The organism is Glycomyces dulcitolivorans, from assembly GCF_003265355.1.
In the GTDB taxonomy this organism is placed as follows: Bacteria; Actinomycetota; Actinomycetes; order Mycobacteriales; family Micromonosporaceae; genus Glycomyces; species Glycomyces dulcitolivorans.
Map to the genome: position 1 here is coordinate 61,780 of NZ_QFRW01000080.1, position 23,633 is coordinate 85,412.

The following is a 23,633-nucleotide window of genomic DNA, read 5'->3' on the forward strand; positions in this document are numbered from 1 at the left end:
CCTGGGGTCACAGGGGAATAACGCGTCATTGCGGGGTTACACGAGGCTACCGTGGATTTGTCGGGGATGCGGTACTTGGTTCCGGCATGGCGAAGGGGCCGAACGCGATCGCGTTCGGCCCCTTCGGCGGTTCAGCCCTTGATGGCCCCCGTCAGCACGCCAGAAGTGAAGTAGCGCTGGAGGAACGGGTAGACCACCAGGATGGGGAGCGTCGCGAGGACGATGACCGCCATCTGGAGGGTGACGCCGGGCGGGGGCGGGGCGTCGCCTGCGAGGGTGGCGCCGGGGATCTGGACTCCGGCGAGGACGTACTGCTGGAGGACGACCTGGATGGGCCATTTCTCGGAGTCGTTGATGTAGAGGAGGGCGTTGAAGTAGGTGTTCCAGTAGCCGACCGCGTAGAACAGGCCCATGACGGCGAGTACGGGTTTGGACAGGGGGAGGACGATCTGGAGGAAGATCCGCCATTCGCCCGCGCCGTCGATCCGGGCCGCTTCGATGAGTTCTTCGGGGAGTCCTTGGAAGAAGTTCCTGATGACGATCATGTTGAAGGCGGAGATGAGGCCGGGGACGATCAGGGACCAGGTGGAGTCGAGGAGGCCGAGGTATTTGATGAGCATGAAGTTCGGGATGATGCCCGCGCTGAAGAACATCGTCGCGAGGATCATGACGAGGACGATCTTGGCGCCGGGGACTTGGCGGGTGCGGACCAGGCCCCACGCGAGCATCGAGGTCGCGGCGAGGGACAGGAGCGTGCCGGTGACGGTGATGAACAGGGAGTTCTGGAGGCCCTGGGTGACGGTGCCGCCGTTGAAGATCGCCCGGTAGGCGTCCAGGGAGAACTCGGTGGGGAAGACGACGCCGGCCCGCGCCTGGGACGGGGACGCGAAGCTCATCGCGATCACGTACACCAGCGGGTAGAGCATGGTGATCACGATCAGGGTGATGACCAGGGCCTTCACCCCGCGGATCCAGAGCGAGGGCGGGTTCATCCACGGCGGGACGCCCTTGGAGACTGCTGCGGTCATCAGAAGATCCCTTCTCCGCCGAGGCGTTTGGCGAGGCGGTTGGCCGAGAGGACGAGGATCGTGCCGATGACGCCCTTGAGCAGGCCTGCCGCCGTCGCGATGCCCCACTGGCCGCCGAGGACGCCGCGGAAGTACACGAACGTGTCGAGGACTTCGGCCGCTTCGGCGCCGACCATGGGCTGCTGGAGCAGGAGCTGCTCGAAGCCGACGGTGAGGATCGAGCCGATGTTGAGGATGAGCAGGAGCGTCGCGACCGGGACGAGGGCCGGGAGTGTGATGTGCCAGGTCCGCTGCCAGCCGGAGGCGCCGTCGATCGCGGCGGCTTCGTAGCGCTCGGAGGGGATGCCGGCGATGGCGGCGAAGAAGATGATGGTGCCCCAGCCGCAGTCCTTCCAGATGCCTTGCAGGACCACGAGGATCTTGAAGGTGTCGGCGTTCGTCATCGCGTCGAACCCGGTCATCCCCCAGCCGTCGAGGATGCCGGCGACGAGGCCGCCGCCGCCGAGGACCTGCTGCCACACGGAGATGACGATGACCCAGGACAGGAAGTACGGCAGGTAGACGACCGTCTGGATCATCCGCCTGACGCGGTCGGAGAGCAGCGAGTTGAGCAGGAGTGCGAGGGCGATCGGGGCGGGGAAGGCGAAGGCCAGTTGCAGCACCGCGATGATGAGCGTGTTGCGAAGGGCCATGAGGACTTCGGGGTCGGCCCAGATGGCCGTGAAGTTCGCGAAGCCCACCCACGGGGAGCCCTCGATGCCGCGGAACGGGGTGTACTCCTGGAACGCGACCACGTTGCCGAGCATCGGCACGTACGCGAACACCAGGAAGAACAGGAAGCCGGGGACGATGAACGTGTACGCCCAGCGTTCGCGCCAGATCCGCTGGCGCAGTGAGGCTTTCCGCTTCACGGGTAGGGAAGGCCCCGGGGCCCGCTCGGTGCGGGTCCCGGGGTCTGCGGCGGTCTGCGCGGTCACTCGCCGGCGTCCTTGAGGGCCTGGGTGTACTCGTCCTTGACCTGCGTGCCGCCCTGCGACTTGTAGTTGTCCACGAAGGACTGGAGGTCGTCGACGCTCTCGCGGCCGGTGACGACGCCGCGTTCGAAGTCGTCCCAGAGGGTCTGGAGCTGGGCGCCCTTGGCGACGAACGTGTCGGAGGCGCCTTCCAGGCCCGTGAGCGGGCGGTCGATCGAGTTCTGCGCCATGGACTCCAGGACCTGCGAGAAGGACTCCGCCCACGGGGCCTGGTTCGGGTGGCCGCGGTAGGAGTTGTCGCCCGAGACGACCGCGACGTACTGGACGCCCAGCTCGGTGGCGTGCTCCCCGGTGGAGACCGGGATGCCGTTCTCGTCGAAGTTGTAGTGGCGGCCCTCGATGCCGCTGCCGATGAACAGGGCCTCCTCGGAACCGTATGGCGCCGAGAGGTAGTCGAGGACGTTGAGGATCTCGGTGAGCCGGTCCTCGTCCTCGGCCGCGGCGGCCGAGATGCAGGTGGAGCGGCCGTAGGGGATGTTGCGGACGACGAGCTGCTGGGAGCCGTCGAAGCCGGGCAGGTTGAAGTAGTCGAAGGTCGCGCCGGGCAGGTCGCGCTCCTTGAGCACCAGGCCGTCCGGGCTGGTGAACATGCCGCCGACGGCCTCCCAGGTGAAGGCCGCGCCGGAGACGATGTCGGCCGGGTTGGTGGTCATCGCGACCGGGTCGAACACGCCCTCGGACCAGGCCTGCGCGAGCCAGGTGAGCATCTCCTTGTAGTTCTCGGTCTCGGTGGCGTGCACCAGGTCGCCGTCGTCGTTGAGCTGCCAGTCGGGGCCGACCTTGAACAGGCGGCGCCACATGATCGGCTCGTACTTGTTCATGCCGTAGACCTTCTGGCCGCCGGGGCCGGTGCCGAGCGCCGTCACTTCTTTGAGGACGGTGAGCAGCTGGTCGGCGTCGGTCGGGGCGAGGCCGACGCTGGTCTGGCCGACGAGGTCGGTGCGCACGACCGGCAGGTTCGTGAGGGCCCAGACGACCGAGGGGATCTGGTAGATGCGGCCGTCCTTGAGGCTGGCCTTCCAGATCTCCTCGCGGCGCGCGGCCAGGTTGGGCCACTTGAGGATGTTGTCGCCCGAGAGGGTCTCGGAGAGGTCGGCGAAGGCGCCGTCGCGGATGCCCTGGAGGTTGACCGCGCTCTGGTCGTTGACGAACACGAGGTCGGGGACCTCGCCGGAGGCGAGCATGGTCGCGAACTTCTGGTCGAAGGTCGGCTGCGGCACGAACTGCGGCTCGAAGCTGACGCCGAGGCGCTCGTTGAGCTCGGCCCAGTACTGGTTGCCGTCGTCGAGGGGCATCGACGGGTCGCCCCAGGTGAGCTGGAAGGTCGTGACGGTGCCGCCGGAGCCGGGCTCGCGGTCCACGGACTTGAAGAAGGTCTTCACCGGCTCGGTGTAGACGTTCTCCATTCCCGGTGTCTCGCTGGTGAAGTACGGCTGCACGTCGAGTTCGGGCGCGGCCTGGAACGTGGGGATGTCGTAGTCGCCGCCCGCGGCGCCGCCGACGCGGTTGTCGGAGCAGCCGGCGGCGGTGGTCCCGACGGTGGCGGCCGCGGCCGCGGCGCCGACGGCGCCGAGGAGCTTGCGGCGTGAGAATTCGACCATGAGGGGCCTCCTTTGATCAACGGTGAACATATGAGGGATGTTGCTGGTCATGCGGTAGAGAACGGTATCATTGAATATTGGAATCAGTCAATGATCACTGCTCTCGTACTGGATGTTTAAGAGAGATAACGGTTTCTAAACGGTCATGCCTGTCTCCACAGGGTCGACGGGTCGACCCGGTGGGCCAGGTCCTCGCCCCGCGCCCAGCGCTCGGCCTCCTCGACCATGAACAGCCCCATGCGGGACAGCTCGTTGCCGTGGGAGCCGGCGACGTGCGGGGTGACGAACGCGTTCGGCAGGTCGTAGAGCGGGGACTCGGCCGGGAGCGGCTCGGGGTGGGTCACGTCGATGACCGCCGACAGGCGCCCGGCCGCGACCTCGGCGGTGAGCGCGTCGGTGTCGACCAGGCGTCCGCGGGCGGTGTTGACCACGACGGTGCCGTCCTTCATGGCGGCCAGGCGGTCCGCGCTGATCAGGCCCGCGGTCTCGGCGAGGTCGGGGGCGTGGACGCTGACGATGTCGCAGCGGCCCACGAGCGAGTCGAGGTCGACCAGCTCCGCCCCGAGCGCGGCGGCCTCGTCCTCGTCCAGGTAGGGGTCGGCCACGAGCACTTCGAAGTCGAAGGGCCGCAGGAGTTCGATGACGCGGCGCCCGATCTTGGAGGCGCCGACGACGCCGACGGTGCGGCCGAAGTTGCCGACCTCGGGGTGGACGTAGCCGAGCTCGAAGGACCGCTGCGCCCGGAACTCTTCGCGGAGCCCGAAGATCCCCTTGCCCGCCATGAGGATCGAGGCGAGCGTGTACTCGGCCACGGGCAGCGCGTTCGCGCCCGAGGAGGACGAGACCGCGAGCCCCCGCGCCCAGCCCTCCTCGCCGATGATCGACTTCACGGTCCCGGCCGCGTGCAGCACCGCCTTGAGCCGCGGCGCCTTCGCGAGCGCCTCCGCGTCGAGCCGCGGTGTGCCCCAGCTGGAGACGAGCACCTCGGCCTCGGCGAACACCGGCTGGACGGCCGGGTCGGTGAAGTCCTGGGCGATCAGGCCGGGGTCGAGGTCGAGCGCGTCGCACAGGCGCCGCAGCAGCGGGTCGGGGAAGAGGAGGGGGAGGAACTCGGGGCTCATGGCGAGCAGTGCCCTCGGTCGGTCTGCCACACGGGGTCCTTCGATCGGCCGGATAGATATCGGTTTCTAGATTAGGGACGACTTCACGTCTTGTCGAGCCTCCCGCATCGACGAATCCGCATGACCCGGCGTAGTCGTTCCGTAGTTAGAGCACAACTTGGCTGGTGGCAAACCTGTTCGACGAACATAACGATTCGGTAACCGCGTCGTCGGCTCCTCCTGGAAGGTCCGGATCATGCAGAGAACGTTATCTGTCTCGGTCTTGATTCGGCCGTGCGCAAGCGCTATCGTCCGCATAGAAAGATGCCGATATCCGGAAGGACTGTGCAGTGGAACGACGTGCGACGAGGCATGTCCCTCACCGAAAGCGCCTGAGCCTCACGGCCATCGGCGCGGCCCTGGCCACCGGCCTCGGCCTGGTCGCGCTGCCGGCGCAGGTCCAGGCCGCCGACTACGACGACCTGCTCACCGACCACGTCGTCGCCATCCACGAGACGGTCTCCGACGCCGGGTTCGTCCACCCGGGCGTGGGCCTGACCGCCGACGACCTGCGCAACGCCCAGGAGATGGCCCGCGCCGGCCAGGAGCCGTGGGCCTCCTACTTCGAGGCCATGACCGCGACCTCCTTCGCGTCCACGACCTACCGCGCCTCGAACTCGAAGTCCGCCGCCGAGCCGGACGTCCCGCTCGACCCCACCTTCACGCAGGTGGGCCTGCGCTACCGCGAGACCAACGACTCCTTCGGGGCGCTCACGCAGGCCCTCATGTGGACGATCACCGGCGACGAGGTCTACCGGCGCAACGCGATCCAGGCCCTGCGCACCTGGGGCGGCATGGACCCCACGAGGTACGCGTACTTCCCCGACGCGCACATCCACACCGGGCACCCGCTCTACCAGTTCCTCATGGCCGCCGAGATCATCCGCGCCACCGAACCGGTCGAGGACGACACCCCCGGCACCTACGACGGCTACGACGTCGTCTGGTCCGCCGAGGACGACGAGGACCTGCTCACCAACTTCGCGGACCCCGTCGTGGAGACGTTCCTGTTCTCCAACGAGCGCTGGATGAACCAGCACAACTTCGGCCTGTTCGGGCGCATCGCGACCGCGATCTACGCCGACGACGCCGAGGGCTACGCCACGGGCGTCGAGTGGTTCACCGTGAACTCCGGCGACACCGCCTACGACAACGGCGCCCTCGCGCCGCTCCTGCCGTACATCGAGGCCGACGACCCGGCCAACCCGTACGGCCACGGCTTCGTCCAGATGCAGGAGATGGGCCGAGACCAGGCGCACGGCGAGTGCAACATCGACAACTTCGCCGGCCTCGCCCGCATGCTCGAAGTCCAGGGCACCAGGGTCGACCCGACCGCCGGGACCGTCTCCGACGCCTCGGATGCGGTGTCCGCCTACGACTTCCTCGACCAGCGGCTCCTCGACGGCGCGAACGTCTTCTTCGGCTTCATGCTCGGCGCCTCCACGCCGTGGATCGACACGACCGGCGAGGGCAACACCATCTCCCAGGCCTACCGCGGCCGGATGTTCAACGCCGTCAACGAGTTGTACTACGAGTACGCGCTCGAACGCGGCGTCGACGTCGCGGCCGAGGCGCCGTACCTCGACGAGCTCTCGGACCGCATGACCGGCCCGTACTACTGGTACGGCACCGGAGTCGCGAACTTCTGGGCCCCCGGCGACAAGAACCCCGAGTACTGGGTGGCCTTCCCCGAGGAGCTCGCCGGGACCGAGCCGGCCGCGCTCCCCGAGACGCCGCAGCTGTCCTTCGCCGACGCCGGGCTCACCCTCGACGAGGGCACCGAACTCGTGACCGAGGACGGCGCGACCTTCGCGCGCGCCTCGCTCTCCGAAGACGGCACCACCAGCGTCGTCTCGCGCATGATGTACGGCGCGAACGCCCGCATCGGCCTGAAGTTCCGCAGCGACGGCCCCGCCGACCTCGACGTCCTCTACAAGGAGGAGGCCACCGGCCTCAACCCCGACGAGGCCGCGACGAGAACCCTCGCGTCGCTGGAACTCCCCGACACCGGCGGCGAATGGCGGTACATCACGTACCCGGCGGGCGGCCAGAACGTCAACTTCTTCCGCCTCACCGGAGACGACGGCACGACGGTCGACCTCGACAGCGTGACCCTCTCGGGCGCCACCGACCTCACCGCCCCGGTCTTCGACTCCACTGAGGACGCCTACTACCTGACGGCGCGCGACGAGTCCGTGATCGACCTGTCCGCCACCGATACCGAAGGGACCGTGACGTACTCGGCCGACGGACTGCCGCGCGGCGCCGAGTTCGACACCGCCACCGGCATCCTCACCTGGGAGCCCGCCAAGCGCGACAACCGCCGCTACGACGTCCAGATCACCGCCGACGACGGCGAGTCCGTCACCGCGCGCACGATCGAACTCGTGGTGTCCCCCAACCGGAAGGGCACCGTGGCGGCCGCCGTCAAGGACGGCGTCGACCGCCGCGCGGTCTACACGACGGTGACGCACGAGCCGTTCGAAGCGGCCCACGACGCGGCGAAGGACGCCGCCCGCGACGGCACCCAGGCCGAGTTCGAGGCCGCCCTCGCGACCCTCCGGGACGCGATCGACGCCCTCGAACTGCTCAACCCCGAGCTCGCCGACGACACCTTCGACTACTCGAAGGCCGTGACCCCCAACGGGATCAGCGCGGGCGCGGTGACCGCACTCGCCGACGGCGACAACACCACCTCCACCGGCGACCTGCGGACGGGCTCGTTCACGCTCGACTTCGGGACGCAGTACCGGATCTCGGCCGAGGCGTTCGCGTTCCAGGCCCGCTCGCTGTTCCCCAACCGCTCGCAGGGCACCAACGTGTACGGCTCGAACGACGGCGTCTCGTGGGACCTCCTCACCGAGCACGCGACGACCGAGATGAGCCGCACCGAGACGATCGACGTCGTCGCCGAGCACGCCGGCGAGGCGTACCGGTACCTGAAGCTCCAGCTCGACGCGCCCGGAATCCCGACCGACCCCGCCTACCCGGGCATCTGGTCGATCGGCGAGTTCCGCATCGACGGCGAGCGCAGCGAGGTCGCCGGCACCGTCACGACCGCCTCGGTGACCTCGCCGGACGCCTTGGCGGGCAGGGTGACCGCGGGCGACACCGTGAACGTCGCGTTCGCCAGCCCGACCGCGATCACCGACGTCGCCGTCTCCATCGGCGGCCAGGCCCTCGACGCCGCCTCCGAGGACGGCCTGAACTGGACCGCCACCGGCGTCCTCGCCGACCTCGACGGCGGCGGCCGCCTCGACCTCGCCATCGACCACACCACAGTGGACGGCGACGAGGCTTCCACGGTGCACGGCTCCACCGACGGCACCGCGCTCTACGGCTCCGACGAGGGGAACCTCGTGGACCTCGCCGCCGCCCAGGTCGTCAACGCCTCGGGCGCACCCGACGCGACGAAGGCCGCCCAGTCGGCGCTCATGCTCGACGGCAACGCCGCGACGTTCAGCGACGTGGCCGCCGTCGACGGCAAGTTCCACGTGGTCTGGGACTTCGGCGACGGCGCGAAGCTCGAACTCGACCGGGCCGACTTCCTCGCCCGCCAGGACAACAACGGCATGATCCGCATGGCCGGCCTCGTCCTCGAAGGCTCGAACGACCTCCAGGCCTGGACGACCCTGACCGACCCGACCGTGAAGACCCTGTCCTGGCAGAACCTCGACGCCGATGCGGCGGACGGCTACCGCTACCTGCGGGTGTCGAACGGCGCGCTCATCGACATCGCCGAGCTGCGGATCTTCGGCTCGCTCGAACTCGACCTGGACACGATCCTCGCGCGCGCCGAGGCGATCGACCCGGACGCGCACTCGCGCGCCTCGGTCATCCTCTTCGAGCGCGAGATCGACGCCGTCAAGGCGCTCGCCGAGCAGGAGGGCGCCGACGAGACCGCGCTCGCGCGGCGGCTCCTGGACGCGTGGGCGCTGCTCGAAGCCCCGGCGACCTCCCAGGCCGCCGCGGTCGAGCAGGCCTGGGTGACCGCGAGCTCGGCGTCCTGGGACAACACGAAGGACGCCGCCGCCAACGGCTGGTCGATGTTCGACGGCGACACCGCCACGTTCACCGACACCAAGACCGCGAGCGGCTGGGTCCAGGTCCTGCCCGAGGACGCGGCCTTCACCGTCGAGACCGTCCGCTTCCACCCGCGCTCGACCCACGTCTCCCGCGCGGTCGGCGTCCAGTTCCAGGGCTCCAACGACGGCGGCGCGACCTGGACGACCTTCGCCACGGTCACCACCGCGGCCGGGGGCTGGAACGAGATCGACCTCGCGGCGGCCGTCGAGTACGGGGCGCTGCGCGTGAACGCGCCCAGCGGCAACACCAACCTCGCCGAAGTCCAGTTCGTGGTCGCCGTCCCCGACCGCACCGGCCTGGACCTCCTCCTCGAAGAGACCGCCGCCCTGACCGAAGCCGACTGGACCGCCGAGACCTGGGCCGCGCTCACCGCCGCCCGCGAGGGCGCCCAGTCGGTGCTCGCCACGCAAGCGGAAGTGGACACCGCGGCCGACACCCTCGCCGACGCTGTGAACGGCCTCGAACAGGCATAACCGGTCGTCGAACACAGGGGCCCCGGCCAGGGATTTCCGGCCGGGGCCCTGCACTTTTCGGTCATCAGCGCCATGTCAGCGCGCTGTCAGCCACAGTGGGGATAGTTGCGGCATGAACGAGGGCCGCGGCTCCGGCGAACCAGGACGCCGGCCGCGCTCTCCCACCGCCACCACAATCCGCGCAAGGAGCCGAAGATGACCGTCGAACTCACCGCCCAGGACAAGTCCACCATCCGCACCGCCGCCTTCGGCGCCGTCACCCTCATGTCCTACGCGGGCATCGCGGGCTCGGCCCACAAGGTCGCCACCGGCGGCAGCCTCGCCCTCGCGGCCGCCACCGGCGCGGTCGGCCACGTCCTCGCCGAGAAGAAGCGCGACTTCAAGCTCCAGGCGAAGTCCTCCGCCGCCCTCGCCGACCAGGTCCTCCCCGCCCTCACCGAATCGGTGAAGCTCCTCCAGGAGCAGGACCCCTCCGAGGCCGACAACTTCCGCCGCACGATCACCGTCGCCATCGACGCCGCCAACCGCGCCCACAAGGGCGAACCCAGCCCCACCATGGCCGAGATGACCCGCAAGATCACCGAGGCCCTGGACGCCGCCTGACCGACCCGCCGCCGAAGGCCCCGAACGCGTTCGCGCCGGGGCCTTCCGGCCTAGCTTGGGCCGATGACCGGCACGCGACTCTCACTGACCTCGATCACCGTCACCGCGCCCGACCTGCGGGCGCTCGCCGACTTCCAGCCCCAGGAAGACGTGCGGGTCCTCTTCGACCCGGCCGGCCACCCGCTCTGCCTCTTTCTTTGAGCCGCCGCGAACTCGGGAGACCGCGGGGAGGGGCCCGCTGTGCGAACATGGTCTCGACGCCGATCCCCGGGAGCCGTGATGACCGCTGAGCCGAACGAGTTCTCGAACCGGTTCGACCACTCCGTGATCCAGCAGCTCATCCAGGCCGGCGTGATCAACATGGCCGCGCCCGTGCCCGAGCGGCCCCAGGAGCGGCCGCCGCGGCCGCTGCACTGGGTCGACCGGGTGGACGACCTGGACCGCATCGGCACCCACCTCACCTCGGGTGACCGTGCCGCGGTCGTGGTGACCGGACCGGCCGGGATCGGGAAGTCCTCGCTCGCGGCGATGCTCGCCGAGCACCTGGAAAGCCGCTTTCCTGACGGCCAGCTCTACATCGACCTGGGCGGCGACGACCCCAAGAGCGCCATGCGCTCCGTGCTGTCCCGCCTCGGCGTGCCGAAGGACTTCATCCAGGACTCGTTCGCCGGCATGGTCAGCCAGTACCGGACCGCCACAAAGGACAAAGTGATCCTCGTCGTGGTCGACGAGGCGCCCGACCGCGAGACCGGCCTCCAGTTCGCCCCGGCCTCGGCCGGCGCCGGATTCCTGCTCATCGGCTACACGTGGCCCGCGGACATCGACGTCGTCCACCACGAGATGGACGCCCTCCCCTCCCAGCACAGCATCGACCTGCTCATCAAGATCTGCCCCGAACTCAGCCGGGCCGAGGCCGCCCGCTACATCGCCCGATTCGCCTGGAGCCCTGGCAAAGTCAGGGCCCTCGCCGGGTTCGTTCGGACGCGCGAACGCGCCGAGGAGGCGCAGCCAACCGAGCTGCGCGCCATCGCCGACTACTCCGCGGCGGAACTCCTCACCGCGACCGGCCAGATGCTCAGCCCCTCCGCCGCGTGGCTGTACGGACTCCTCCTCCGCATCCCCGGCGACGGCGTCGACGCCGGTGCGATCAGTGTTCTCGGCACTGAAGGGGTGTTCGCCGAACTGGTCGACGCCCAGCTCGCGACCCAGACGCAGCCAGGTCGCTGGCGCATCGAGGGACGACCGGTCGCCGACGGCCTCCCCATCGAATACCGGCACGTGATGCCCGCGCTCGTCGCCTGGTTCCGCACCCGGGCCCAGCACGCCGATGCCGAGGTGATGGGCGGGCGCATGCGCCTGGTCGACCTCGACCCCTCGTTCGCCTCCCAGCTGACCGCATCGGCGGCCGACCCGTTCGCCAAGCATGAAGGCCTGCCCTGGCTCAACGCCAACCGGCGGACCCTCACCGGCCTGGTCCGGATCGCGGCCCTCGCCGGTTGGAGCAGAGAAGCCTGCGCGATCGCCGAAGCGCTCTGGGCGCTGTTCACCAACGTGCCCCTACCCGAGGAGGCCGTCGCCTGCTACCGCACCGCGGTCGATGCGGCAGACGGTCCGATCGCCAAGGCCCGCATGCTCATCTGCCTCGGCCGCAGGCTCGTCGACCTCCACTCGTACGACGAGTCCGAGGCCGCGCTGAGGGCCGCGGTCGCACTGGCCGAGACCGTCGGCGGCGAGTCCGGGCCGACCCTGGCCTGCTCCGCCTTCGAACAGCTCGGCTGGCTCTACTACGTGCAAGAGCGTTGGGCGGAAGCCGAAACCGTGTACCGGCAGGCGCTCGCCATCGCCGAAGAGCTCAACCGAGCCCGCTCGCAAGCGCTGCTGCACAAGCTCATCGGCTTCGTCTACCGCGACCAGGGCCGCGGTGCCGAAGCGCGGACCGAGTTCGCGCTGGCGCTTCCCGAGTTCGAGGGCCGCAAGGACGAGCGGAACACGGCCGTGGTCGGATTCGAGCTCGCCGCGCTCGCGATCGCCGAAGGCGAGCAGACCGAAGTCGAGAAGGCCGACAACGCGATCGGCGTGATGCGCAGGCGCGGACTGGAGCGCGATGCCGCCAACGCCCTGGAGCGGCTAGGCGGTCTCCTCGACGGCGACGATCGTCGGCTGCGGCTCGAAATCGCGCTGGAGATCTTCGATCGCTTCAGCGAGCTTGACGCCGAACGGGTCCGAGGACTGCTGGGCTAGCAGGTCGTACACGCGCGACGGCAGCAGATCGAGCTGCCCCGGCGTCGCCTCGACCAGGAGGCGCGGACCGTTCCTGACCGCGATCAGCGCGGAGGCCCGCTCGCCGTCGCGCCGTTCGATTCGCACGCTCGCGACGCGGCAGATCGGATATGCGCTGAGCACGGCTTCGGCCGCGGGTCGAGCCTGCTCCGACGCGACCGAAACGCGATGGCGCAGAAGCACATTCGCCGCCGACCTCAGTCGGTCGTCCTCGTTCGCCACATCTGCGACCAGGTGGCCCGTGCGCTGGCCGTCCTGCGGGTTCGGCACCGAGACCGGGAAGCGGTCCCGGTCCGTGCACCGCCAAGAGGTCGTCGGCGCGTGCTCGGGAACGACCGCGGGGACCGGGACCAGCTGCGGCGCAGGCATAGACGGGGAGGCGAGGCCGAGGAGCCGGTAGGCGGCGGCGTGGATGCGGGCGGCCGGGCCCGGGTCGGGTTCTGCGAGGGCGTCGGCGAAGTCGAATTCGAGCGGGCCCTGATCGATGGCCCGGCGGATCTGAGGTGCGGCGGGCGCGGCGCTGTCGAATCGCGGGGCGGCCCGGCCGAAGCGGGCGAGGGGGAGTTCGGGCGGCATATTGGCGAAACCGAAGGCGGCCAACAGGGTCGGCACACCGAGAGCCGCGCCGTAGAACGTGACCGAGCCGTGGTCGCCGATGAGGCAGTCGGCGGCGGCGAGCACGGCGCGCCAGCCTTCGTCGGGCGGGATCATGATGAGGCCGTTGACGAGGTACGGCCGCAGCAGGCCGGTCGGGCTCGGGCCGCCGCCGAGGCTTTCGTTGGGGTGGGGGATGTAGGCGACGGCGAACTCGTCCATGGGCAGCTCGGCGAACAGGCGCTCGGGGAGGGTCTGGTCCCGGCGGGCCAGCGCGGTGAGGTCCCAGGAGGAGGAGAGGACCACGAGGCGGCGGCCGGGGGCGATGCCGAGGGCGGCGCGGTAGCAGTCGCGGAGGGCGGTGCCGGCGCGGAGGCGTTCGAAGCAGACGTCGCCGCAGACTTCGGCGTGCGGGAGGGCGTCGGGGCAGTCGACGGCGAGGCGGCGCAGCGCCGCCGGGCCGGGGAGGGCGAGGAGGTCGGGGGTCTGGCCGTGCGGGCCGCGGATCTGCTCGGGCGAGAGGCCGGAGACGCCGCTGAGCTCGGGCCGGAGGCGGTTGTGGCCGGCGCCGTGGGGGAGGGAGATGACGGGCGCGCCCGCCTCGTAGAGGCAGGGGTCGGGGCTGGAGGTGATGACCAGGTCCGGGCGCATGGCGGGGACGGCGGCCCAGGGGAGGAGCTCGATCCCGTTCCGGGCGGCGAAGTCGGGCGCGCCGGAGGCGAAGCGGGAGCCGGGGATGAGGGTGTAAGCGAGGCGGAGGCGGTCGTCGCCGGAGAAGAGCGGTTCGACGTCGTAGCGCAGTCGCGCGAGCGCCTGTGACGTCCGCCCGGCGACCGCGATCAGTCGGTGAGCCGGTCGCCGGTCGCCGGTCGCCGGTCGCCGGTCGCTATCGATCATCCTATTGCCAACCGGCCCTCTAACTCCTGAACGCGACGGCGTGTCGCGTCATCATGTTAACCGGCAGTTCGTGATCCGTCAGTTCGAACACGCCGAGTGGCGACCGCGATAGCATCGGCTGATGGCGGCGGGTGCGATTGCGGCGAGCGGGGCCTCAGCGGGGTTCACGCTGCCCGCGGTCTGCGCCGCCGCGATCGGGATCGCCACGGTCGCGGTCCTGTGGCGGCTGTACCTCCTTGCGACCCAATCCGAGACGGAGAACTCCACCGGCGGCGTCGCGAAGGCGCTCATGGTCGCCGGGGCCGCGATCGCCGCCGTCGGGTGCGTGCTCGTCTTCGCCGACCCGTTCGCGACCGCCGGGGCCGCCGCGATCGCGACCGTCCTCGGGGGACCCGCGGTCTCCCTCGTCGGCGACATCGCGGCCGGCCGGGCCGCCACCGGGAAGACGCCCGCCTCCAGGGCCGTCGCCATCGCCGCGCTCGCGATCGTCGCTCTCATCGGGTTCGTGCTGCCCGCGCTGGTGCTCGCCGCGCTCGCGTTCGCGGTCCTGCTGCTCCTCGCACTGGCCGCCTCGGGCTGGTTCCGGTTCCCGTCGCTGAGCGTGCGGGACTGAGGCCGTGCGCGCCCTCGTCCTCGCCGTCCTGCTCCTAGCGACGCTCGCCTACGGGATCGCCGCGAACGTCGGAGCCGGTGCGCCCCAAGGGTTCGCCGAGACCGACTGCTTCCACGTCGACGCCACGGGCGACATCGGCCCCTGCGAGGACGCCCCCGAGCCCGCGCCGACCGCCGCCGTGACCGCCGCGAACTGGGCCTGGTGGGGCCCGGCCGCCGCGCCCGTCGCGCTCGGGGCGCTCGTGCTGTGGGTGTGGCTGCGGATCAGCCGCGCCAGCGCATCGCGGGCTCCGAGGAGACCTTGAAGCCGATCTGCTCGTACAGGCCCTGGCCCTGCTCGGACGCGAGCAGTTCGACCACGTCCACGCCGCACTCCGCGAACCACGCCATCAGCGCGTCCATGCACGCGCGGCTGTAGCCGCGGCGGCGCCACTCGGCGTCGGTGACCACGTTGAACACCCAGCCGTACCGGCCGGTCAGGTTGTGCGGGCCCGGCAGCCGCTCGCTGATCACCCCGACCGCGCAGGCCGCGAGGCGCCCCGAGCCGTCGGGAGCGTCGATCACGATCGCGCACATGGTCGGCTCGTCCGCGAACAGGCGCCGCTTGAGGATCTCGGCCGTCGGGGCCTTCCACGCCGGGTCGCTCATGTCTACCCACGGCGCGAGCATGATCTCTCGCAGCCGCACGAGCTCGTCAATGTCGCCGGGTCCGGCGAGACGGGTGTCGGTCATGGCGCGAGTGTATGCCGGGCCCGAAACGGCCGCCGCGGGTTCCGTTGGCGCCCAAACCGTGCCATCATGGGCTCTATGTCCCGCCGCCCCAAGGACCTCACGCCCGAGCAGCTCCGCTTCGTCCCGCAGAAGCCCGTGCGCTGGCTGTCGCCGCGCACGCTCCTCGACACGAGCATGCGCTTCGGCCTGGCCCGCGTGTTCGGCGGCTACGTCGACAAGCGCGAGATCATAGGTGGCCGCGAGCAGCCGGTCTACGACCACTCGGGCGCCGAGGAGCTGTGGATCGACTACGTCGCGGACATCGGCGACGGCTTCAACGCGACCTACTCGATCGCGTACCTCATGGCCCAGGACGAGCTGGAGGTCGGCGGCGAGCGCCTGCCGCGCGGCTCGGTGCTCGTCATGGGCGGGGACGAGGTGTACCCGGCGGGGGACTGGGTCGAGTACGAGCAGCGGATGAAGGGCCCGTACCAGGCCGCGAACCCGGGGAGTCCGGTGGCGCTGTACGCGATCCCGGGGAACCACGACTGGTTCGACGGCCTGACCGCGTTCGCGCGCCAGTTCACCGAGGGCCGCACGATCGGCGGGTACCGGACGTTCCAGAAGCGGTCGTACTTCGCTTTGAACCTGCCGCACCGGTGGTGGCTGTTCGCGCTCGACGCGCAGTTCGACACGCACCTGGACCAGAACCAGATCGAGTACTTCCGCCGCGCCGCCCAGCAGTTGCAGCCCGGCGACCAGGTGATCCTGTGCGTGGCGCAGCCGTCGTGGCTGTGGACGGCCGACGACCCGCGCTCGTTCGACCGGATCGACCACTTCATCCGGGACGTGATCGCCGCGCGGGGCGCGCGCGTGCCGCTGATCCTCACCGGCGACCGCCACCACTACGCCCACTACTCCGAAGTGGACGGTGTGCGGCACCTGGTGGGCGCGGGCGGCGGAGGCGCGTACCTGTCGCCGACGCACACGCTGCCCGAGGAGCTGACCGCGCCGAGGCGCTCGGTGCCCGAACCCGATGCGCCCGAACGGGAGTACCGGCTCGCGCAGACGTACCCGTCGAAGGCGAAGTCGCTGAGCTACTCGTTCGGGATCTTCGGGCGCCTGCCGTGGCTGAACAAGGGGTTCGTGGCGCTCATGGCCGTGGTCTCCCTGATCGGGACGGTCTCGATCCTCGAAGGCACCGGCACCACGGTCGCGGCCGCGGCGGTGCTCATCGCCGCCGGGGTCGCGTTCGCGCACCCCGGCCAGGGCCGGCGCACGAGCCGGCACTACCTCCTCGGCGGGCTCCACGGCCTCGCGCAGGCGGTGCTGGCCTGGGGCGGGGCGCAGGTCATCAAGCAGTTCGACGACGTCTCGTTCTGGACCTACCTGATCTACCTGCCGCTCGCGGGGCTGGCCGGGACCTGGCTGGTCGGCCTCTACCTCGTGGTGGCGAACCGGTTGGGCGTCAACGCGAACGAGCTGTTCGCGGGCATGTCGGTGATCGACCAGAAGTGCTTCCTGCGCATCCGCGTGGACAAGGACGGCGCCACGGTCTATCCGGTCGGCCTCGACCGGGTCGGCCGCCATTGGGAGGCCGATCCCGAAGGGTCCGAGACGAGTTCGTGGATCAAACCGGTGGTGCCGCTGTCGCCGCGGCTCATCGAGCCGGGCTTCGGGGCCTCCCACCCGGTGCCCGCCGAGGAGCTCGTGCCCCGGCAGCATCCAGTGCGGCGCTTGGTGTCCCAGGCGTCCACCTGGTTCACCGGCCGCTGACCTACTGCGCGCGCGGCTCCGGCGGCGTCTCCAGGACCGCGTCGGGGCCGTGCCCGCCCTGGCCCATGAGCCGGTGCAGGGCCGGGCTGAACAGCGCCAGCACGATCGCGGTGAGGATCGCGAGCCCGGCGAGGATGTAGAAGAACGCCTGCTCGCCGACCTTCGGCACCAGGAACGCGTACGCCTGGCCGCCCAGCGGCGTGCCCACGGCCGGGCCGAGGAACCACACGCCCATCAACTGGCCCTTCAGGTTCGCGGGCGCCAGCTGCGTCGTCACCGACAGCCCGACCGGCGAGACGCACAGCTCGCCCCACGTCAGCAGCAGGTACACCACGACCATCCACCCCAGCGCCACCAGGACGCCACCGTCGGCGCGCCCTTGGAGCCAGCCGAGGAACACCCACGACAGGCCCGTCAGGCCCACGCCGAGCGCGAACTTGTACGCCGTCCCGAACTGCGCGCCGGCCTTGAGCCAGATCGCGCCGAAGATCGGCGAGAAGATCAGGATGAAGATCGAGTTGAGGTTCTGCACCCCGCCCGCGGGCAGGTGGAAGCCCCACGAGTCGAGGTCCACGGAGTTCGAGGCGAACGCGGTGAGGATCGAGCCCATCTGGAGGTACAGCATCCAGAACACGACCGACGCGATGAACAGGCCCACGTAGGCGCGCAGGCCGGCCTTCTCGGCGGCCGTGACGTCCTTGGCCTCGCCGAAGATGTAGATGAAGTACCAGACCGCGGCCGCGATCGACAGGATCGTGACCACGGTCGGGACCGTCGAGAGCGTGAGCGTCCCCGTCGCGGCCCAGACGGCGATCGCCACCGCCGCGATGACCAGCGCGATGACGACGATCCGCACGACCTTGCCGCGCTCGGCGTCTTCGAGCGGCCGCGAGGGCCCGATGCCGGTGCCCGTCAGGCGCGACCAGCCCCGCACGTACCACAGCAGGCCCAGCGCCATCCCGACCGCGGCCGCGCCGAAGCCCAGGTGCCACCGGTCGTCCCCGGCCAGGTACGGCGTCACGAGGATGCCGAGGAACCCGCCGAGGTTGATGCCCATGTAGAACACGGAGAACCCGGCGTCGCGCCGCGCGTCCGAGTCCCCGTCGTACAGGCGCCCCACCATCACCGAGATGTTCGGCTTCAGCAGGCCCGAGCCGAGCACCACCAGGAACAGGCCGAAGAACACCAGGCCCGGCCCGCTCACGGGGATCGCCATCGAGATGTGGCCGCACATGATGATCACGCCGCCGATGAGCACCGCGCGCCGCGCGCCCAGCACCCGGTCGGCGAGCCACCCGCCCGGCAGCGACGTCAGGTACACCGCGCCCGAGTACAGCGACGCGATCGGCACCGCGACCGTGTCGGTCAGCCCGAGGCCGTTGTGGAGCACGCTCGCGGTGAGGAACGTGAGCAGGATGCCCTGGAGCCCGTAGAAGCTGAACCGCTCCCACATCTCCGTCCCGAACAGGACGGCGAGGCCGCGGGGATGCCCGAAGAAGGTCTTCTCCCGACCGGCTGCGGGGTATTCGCGATGGGACATCTCCGGCCTCCCGTTTTCCTCGGCTGCGCTTGCCGGTACCCGGCGCGGCGTGCGCCGACACCTGCCGACGCTAACCGCTTCCCGTACCCGGGGCGGGCGAATCGGACAACCAGGCGTCCCCGAACGGATGCGCTGCGGTCATTTGTCTGATATGCACGGTTGGTTGGTCTACGATCCGCCCTATGAGCGACGATCCTTACTGGAACTCCGGGCAGACCGAGGAGCCCTCGGGGCGCTTCTCCGGCGGCGACCCCCTCGTGACCGACACCTTCGAAGGCTGGTGGCACGCCTCCTTCGACGTCGTCCAGCGCTCCTGGCGCACCGTCGGCCTCATCCTGCTCATCGGCGTGGTCCTGCCCCGCTGGATCCTCGGCGCCTACAACAACAACGTGCGCGCCCCCGAGAAGGACATCGTCGTCACCGACTGGGGGACCTTCGTCCGCGAGTACTCCCCGGGCGCGCTCGCCGGGTTCATCGGCCTCGTCCTCACCCTCGCCGTCCTCTACGTCTCCGGCTCGGCCGTCCTCGGCGCCGTCCGCACCGCCGCCGCCGAAGCCGCTGGGGGCTTCCTCAGCCTCGGCGAGGCGTTCTCCTTCGGGTTCAAGCGCGGCGGCAGGTTCTTCCTGTGGCTCCTGCTCGCCTGGGTCACCATCGCCGTCGGCCTCGTCCTGTGCGTCCTGCCCGGCCTGTGGGCGATCTTCGCGCTCAGCCTCATGGCCCCCGCCGCCGTCTTCGAGGCCCGCCGCAGCCCCTACGCCCGCTCGATCCAGCTCACGCACTCCGCGTTCTGGCCCGCGCTCGGACGCCTGTGCATCGTCGTCCTCGTCGCCATCGCCGCGAACCTCATCATCGCCCTCGTCGGCCTCCTGCTCGCCGGCCTGTGGCACGCGATCTTCGCCGGCTGGCTCGCCGCCGTCCTCACCATCGTCACCGAGGCCGTCATGGCGCTCCTGCTCCTGGCCCCGATGATCTGGATCCTCTCCGCCGCCCTGTGCACCTACGCCTGGCTGCGGGGCCGCGCCGAATCCGTCTCGGCCACCTCCCTCTCGGCCGAGGCCTCCGGCGCCGCCGCGCCCGGCGGCTACACCGGCCCCGGCGAACCCGGCCACCCGGGAGCACCCTCGCCGACACCGTGAATCCACAGCCGTATCGAAGGACGCCGGGGCGACGCCCCGGCGTCCGCGCTTTTCACCACGAGTTTCGTCCCCCGGATTGGCACTCTCAAGGCCAGAGTGCTATACCTGGTTCTGGCACTCGCCGCTGGGGAGTGCTAAGAACGCGATGAGGTGGTCGGGTCTGAGGGCCCACCGTCGCGGGTACGCCGCCTCACCGTCGACCACGAACGTTATCCGAAAGGAAGCCATAAGCCATGGCGAAGATGATCGCATTCGACGAGGAGGCTCGCCGCGGGCTCGAGCGGGGCATGAACACCCTCGCGGAGGCCGTCAAGGTGACCCTCGGCCCGAAGGGCCGCAACGTCGTGCTGGACAAGAAGTGGGGCGCCCCCACGATCACCAACGACGGCGTGTCCGTCGCCAAGGAGATCGAACTCGAAGACCCGTACGAGCGCATCGGCGCCGAACTGGTCAAGGAGGTCGCCAAGAAGACCGACGACGTCGCCGGCGACGGCACCACCACCGCCACCGTGCTCGCGCAGGCCCTCGTCAAGGAAGGCCTCCGCGCCGTCGCGGCGGGCGCCAACCCGATCGCCATCAAGAAGGGGATCGAGAAGGCCGTCGCGGCCGTCGTCGAGCACCTCCAGTCCACCTCCACCGAGGTCGAGACCGAGGAGCAGATCGCCAACACCGCGTCCATCTCCGCGGGCGACGCCACCGTCGGCGCCATCATCGCCGAGGCGATGGAGAAGGTCGGCAAGGAAGGCGTCATCACCGTCGAGGAGTCGAACACCTTCGGCCTCGACCTGGAGCTCACCGAGGGCATGCGCTTCGACAAGGGCTACCTGTCCGGTTACTTCGTGACCGACCAGGACCGCATGGAGGCCGTGCTCGAAGAGCCGTACATCCTCATCGCGAACCAGAAGATCTCCGCGATCAAGGACCTCCTCCCGACCCTCGAGAAGGTCACCCAGACCTCCAAGCCGCTCCTCATCATCGCCGAGGACGTCGACGGCGAGGCCCTCCCGACCCTCGTGGTCAACCGCATCCGCGGCATCTTCAAGTCGGCCGCCGTCAAGGCCCCCGGCTTTGGCGACCGCCGCAAGGCCATGCTCGGCGACATCGCCATCCTCACCGGCGGCCAGGTCATCTCGGAAGAGGTCGGCCTCAAGCTCGAGAACGCCGACATCTCCCTGCTCGGCCAGGCCCGCAAGGTCGTCATCACCAAGGACGACACCATCATCGTCGACGGCGGCGGCGACGAGGACGCGATCCAGGGCCGGATCAACCAGATCCGCGCCGAGATCGAGAACTCCGACTCCGACTACGACCGCGAGAAGCTCCAGGAGCGCCTCGCCCGCCTGGCCGGCGGCGTCGCCGTCATCAAGGTCGGCGCGGCCACCGAGGTCGAGCTCAAGGAGCGCAAGCATCGCGTCGAAGACGCCGTGCGCAACGCCAAGGCCGCGGTCGAAGAGGGCATCCTCGCCGGCGGCGGCACCGCGCTGGCCCAGGCCGGCGCGATCGCGTTCGACAAGATCGAGGCCGAGGGCGACGAGGCCACCGGTGTGGAGATCGTCCGCCGCTCGCTCGGCGCGCCGCTCCGCGCCATCGCCGAGAACGCCGGCCTCGAAGGCGGCGTCGTGGTGGAGAAGGTCCGCGGCCTGCCCGTGGGCCACGGCCTGAACGCGGCCACCGGTGAGTACGGCGACATGCTGGCCGCCGGCATCCCCGACCCGACCAAGGTCACCCGCTCGGCGCTCCAGAACGCCGCGTCGATCGCCGCCCTGTTCCTCACCACCGAGGCCGTCGTCGCCGACGCCCCGGAGAAGGAAGGCGCCGGCGCCGCCGGCGGCGGCATGGGCGACATGGGCGGCATGATGTAAGCAGCCCTTCGGGACTGCTCACTCAGGCCGACTGAGTACTGCGAGGGAGGACCGCTCACTGTAAAGTGAGTGGTTCTCCCTTTCTCTGTACTGGCTGCCAGTGCAGACGGCGCAGCCGCTGCGCAAGCGGCATACCGCCCCAACCACGGGCGGTATGCCGCGACGCGGGTGCGTGTCCGAATTGTTGGCGCCCAAGCCGATTCACGCCTCTTCACACCGTGTGCGACGAGAGCTACCCTGTCATCGTGCCCCCACACCCGTCGCCCCACCCAGCCGACTCGCTGCGCTCGTCTTCCCCCAAACCGGAGCGGCTCCGCCGCACTGGGCGTTCGGTACCCCTGCGGCCCCGCTCGGACCACCGGCTCGCCGCGCTCGCGTTCATGACCGGCATCCTCGCCGTGCTCGTCTTCACCTGCTACGTCGGCGGCACCGCCACCGAAGGCCGCATCGCCGAGCCCGACCCCTTCCCGGCCCTCCCCGAGGCCGAGCCTCCCGTGTTCCGCGAGGACGGCGACCTCCTCCTCGTCTGCACCGCCGACGCCGAGGACTTCACCGAACGCAACGAGGGCGTCAACTACAACGAGCGCATCGGCAACGAACGCCTCCAAGAGGACTGCCTCGCCGACGGCTACCGCGACCTCCCCGCCGCCATCGCCGCCGCCGCGCCCGGGATGCGCATCCAGGTCCTCCCCGGCCACTACACCGTCGACACCGCGATCATCGTCGAGACCACCGACCTCCAGATCGAAGGCCTCGGCGACACCCCCGACGACGTCCAGATCTCCACGCGCTTCGCCGCCGACACCGTCCTCACCGCCCACGCCGCCTCCGGCCTCTACCTCAAGGGCATCGCCTTCGGCCAGGCCCGCGACGCCGCCCTGCGCCTCACCGCCGTCGAGAGCGCCGCCCTCGTCGAAGTCGGTGCCTTCCAGAGCGACGGCGCCGGCCTCCACATCGCCGACTCCTCCGGCATCGCCCTCACCGACTGCCGCGCCGAAGCCGCCGACACCGCCGGCATCCTCATCGAGAACTCCAACGCCGACGTCACCGGCTGCGAAGCCACCGGCAACTCCGCCGGCCTGGAGATCCGCGGCACCGCCACCACCGCCACCGCAACCGCGAACCGCCTGCACGACAACACCACCGGACTCGTCATCGCCGAAACCGGCCCCACCGCCGAGGTCACCGCCTCCGAGAACGTCCTGTACGGCAACAACACCGACAACTACCGGCACCTCGGCACCGCCGCCTGCACCGACCCCGCGGCGCGCGACTGGGCCGACGGCGTCCTGTGCCCCGACCGCACCTACCCCTCCGGCGTCGGCATCCTCGTCGCCGACGGCACCGCCACCACCGTCACCGCCAACCGCATCTGGAACCAGCAGACCGCCGCGATCGCCGCCTGGGGCACCCCCGGCCAGGACCCCGGCCTCGGCGGCGACCGCAACACATTCAGCGACAACGTCTTCGGCGAACGCGAAGACGGCGCCCGCCACCGCAACCGCCTCGACCTGTGGTGGGACGGCACCGGCGTCGGCAACTGCTTCGACGAGCCCGGCACCTACCGCACCACCCCGCACGTCCTGCCGCCCTGCGGCACCGACACCGCCCGCGTCGCCGGCGACCCCCTCCGCTCCCTGAAGGTATGGGAATGCGGCCTCCAGGGCACCGACGACCTGTCCGCGACCTGCGACTGGCTCGGCGCCCAGTTCACCGACCGCCTCGAATTCCAGGCCGCCGTCGCCTTCGCCGCGGTCCTGCTGTTCCTCGCCGGCGCCGGCTGGCTCGGCGCCGCCCGCTCCCCGAACCCGCCCCGCGCGGGCGCGATGACCTTCTCCGCCATAGCGACCGGCTGCGGCGCCCTCCTCTTCGTCCTCGCCGTCTGGTCCGGCCGCGCCGACTACGAGGCCCTCGCGATCGTCCTGTGGGGCTTCGGATGGCTCCTCGCCGGGCGCTCCTGGTTCCGCTCCGGCGTGCGCTTCCTCGGCGGCTTCACGGTGATCATCGGCGCCCTCACCGTCCTCGACGCGATCGACCGCGGCATCGTCACCCTCGCCCCCATGCCCGTCTCCCCTGCCTGGCTGTGGATCGCCCTCCTGCCCTTGTGGACCCTCTTCGCCCTCGGCGCGGCCTTCGGCCCCCGCCGCGAACCCCCCGAACCCGTGCACGTCGAACGCACTCCGGTCACCGCCCCGGCCAACGACCGCTGGGACTGGTTAGGAAAAAATCGCGTACTGTAG

Annotated in this window: 17 protein-coding genes; 10 read left to right on the forward strand and 7 right to left on the reverse strand. The window is 70.3% G+C overall.

Annotated elements, in window-relative coordinates; all coding sequences use genetic code 11:
- Window positions 1-131 precede the first annotated feature (131 nt).
- The 4 genes from DI269_RS07825 to DI269_RS07840 all read right to left on the reverse strand — a co-directional run bounded on the left by DI269_RS07825 (window position 132) and on the right by DI269_RS07840 (window position 4,814).
- A complete protein-coding gene (locus DI269_RS07825) occupies window positions 132-1,028 on the reverse strand; it encodes a carbohydrate ABC transporter permease (protein ID WP_112134535.1) in 897 nt (298 codons plus the stop codon).
- Complete coding sequence (locus DI269_RS07830; RefSeq protein WP_112134536.1) at window positions 1,028-2,005, reverse strand: ABC transporter permease; 978 nt, start codon at window positions 2,003-2,005, stop codon at window positions 1,028-1,030. The genes DI269_RS07825 and DI269_RS07830 overlap by 1 nt, the downstream gene beginning before the upstream one ends.
- Window positions 2,002-3,663, reverse strand: a complete 1,662-nt coding sequence (locus tag DI269_RS07835; protein ID WP_112134537.1) for a Vmc-like lipoprotein signal peptide domain-containing protein — start codon at window positions 3,661-3,663, stop codon at window positions 2,002-2,004. Before DI269_RS07835 ends, DI269_RS07830 begins: the two co-directional genes overlap by 4 nt.
- Before the next feature lie 143 nt (window positions 3,664-3,806).
- The gene (locus DI269_RS07840; RefSeq protein WP_112134538.1) at window positions 3,807-4,814 is read right to left on the reverse strand and encodes a hydroxyacid dehydrogenase; all 1,008 of its coding nucleotides are present in this window, start codon (window positions 4,812-4,814) and stop codon (window positions 3,807-3,809) included.
- Window positions 4,815-5,113: 299 nt separating this feature from the next.
- Here DI269_RS07840 and DI269_RS07845 point away from each other — a divergent pair, with 299 nt between their 5' ends.
- From DI269_RS07845 to DI269_RS07860, 4 genes are all read left to right on the forward strand, one after another.
- Complete coding sequence (locus DI269_RS07845; protein WP_112134539.1) at window positions 5,114-9,382, forward strand: putative Ig domain-containing protein; 4,269 nt, start codon at window positions 5,114-5,116, stop codon at window positions 9,380-9,382.
- A gap of 195 nt (window positions 9,383-9,577) precedes the next feature.
- Window positions 9,578-9,985, forward strand: coding sequence for a hypothetical protein (locus DI269_RS07850; RefSeq protein ID WP_112134540.1), 408 nt, complete (start codon window positions 9,578-9,580; stop codon window positions 9,983-9,985).
- A gap of 63 nt (window positions 9,986-10,048) precedes the next feature.
- Window positions 10,049-10,186: a hypothetical protein gene (locus DI269_RS27685; protein WP_198667244.1), complete on the forward strand. Its 138-nt coding sequence runs from the start codon at window positions 10,049-10,051 to the stop codon at window positions 10,184-10,186.
- A 78-nt stretch (window positions 10,187-10,264) separates the two neighbouring features.
- Entirely contained in the window at window positions 10,265-12,226 is a 1,962-nt protein-coding gene (locus DI269_RS07860; RefSeq protein WP_112134541.1) for a tetratricopeptide repeat protein, read from the forward strand.
- On the opposite strand, the gene DI269_RS26890 is transcribed toward DI269_RS07860, so the two are convergent.
- Window positions 12,113-13,756: a hypothetical protein gene (locus DI269_RS26890; protein WP_157974832.1), complete on the reverse strand. Its 1,644-nt coding sequence runs from the start codon at window positions 13,754-13,756 to the stop codon at window positions 12,113-12,115. The genes DI269_RS07860 and DI269_RS26890 overlap by 114 nt on opposite strands.
- Window positions 13,757-13,877: 121 nt before the next feature.
- Between DI269_RS26890 and DI269_RS07865 the strand changes: the two genes are divergently transcribed.
- Together DI269_RS07865 and DI269_RS07870 are read left to right on the forward strand one after the other, a co-directional pair.
- Window positions 13,878-14,369, forward strand: coding sequence for a low temperature requirement protein A (locus tag DI269_RS07865; RefSeq protein WP_112134542.1), 492 nt, complete (start codon window positions 13,878-13,880; stop codon window positions 14,367-14,369).
- 4 nt (window positions 14,370-14,373) lie between these two features.
- Window positions 14,374-14,673 carry a hypothetical protein gene (locus DI269_RS07870; protein ID WP_112134543.1) on the forward strand — a complete coding sequence of 100 codons (300 nt, stop codon included), beginning with the start codon at window positions 14,374-14,376 and terminating at the stop codon, window positions 14,671-14,673.
- Here the strand turns inward: DI269_RS07870 and DI269_RS07875 are convergent.
- Window positions 14,633-15,100 carry a GNAT family N-acetyltransferase gene (locus DI269_RS07875; RefSeq protein WP_112134544.1) on the reverse strand — a complete coding sequence of 156 codons (468 nt, stop codon included), beginning with the start codon at window positions 15,098-15,100 and terminating at the stop codon, window positions 14,633-14,635. The genes DI269_RS07870 and DI269_RS07875 overlap by 41 nt on opposite strands.
- 66 nt (window positions 15,101-15,166) lie before the next feature.
- On the opposite strand from DI269_RS07875, the gene DI269_RS07880 reads away from it, so the two are divergent.
- Entirely contained in the window at window positions 15,167-16,855 is a 1,689-nt protein-coding gene (locus tag DI269_RS07880; protein ID WP_112134545.1) for a metallophosphoesterase family protein, read from the forward strand.
- Between the two features lies 1 nt (window position 16,856).
- Here the strand turns inward: DI269_RS07880 and DI269_RS07885 are convergent, their stop codons facing one another.
- Complete coding sequence (locus DI269_RS07885; RefSeq protein ID WP_112134546.1) at window positions 16,857-18,395, reverse strand: peptide MFS transporter; 1,539 nt, start codon at window positions 18,393-18,395, stop codon at window positions 16,857-16,859.
- Between the two features lie 182 nt (window positions 18,396-18,577).
- On the opposite strand from DI269_RS07885, the gene DI269_RS07890 reads away from it, so the two are divergent.
- The 3 genes from DI269_RS07890 to DI269_RS07900 all read left to right on the forward strand — a co-directional run bounded on the left by DI269_RS07890 (window position 18,578) and on the right by DI269_RS07900 (window position 23,633).
- Entirely contained in the window at window positions 18,578-19,531 is a 954-nt protein-coding gene (locus DI269_RS07890) for a hypothetical protein (protein WP_112134547.1), read from the forward strand.
- A 233-nt stretch (window positions 19,532-19,764) separates the two neighbouring features.
- On the forward strand, window positions 19,765-21,393 hold the full coding sequence (groL, locus tag DI269_RS07895; RefSeq protein WP_112134548.1) for a chaperonin GroEL: 1,629 nt from the start codon (window positions 19,765-19,767) through the stop codon (window positions 21,391-21,393).
- Between the two features lie 245 nt (window positions 21,394-21,638).
- Entirely contained in the window at window positions 21,639-23,633 is a 1,995-nt protein-coding gene (locus tag DI269_RS07900; protein WP_157974833.1) for a right-handed parallel beta-helix repeat-containing protein, read from the forward strand.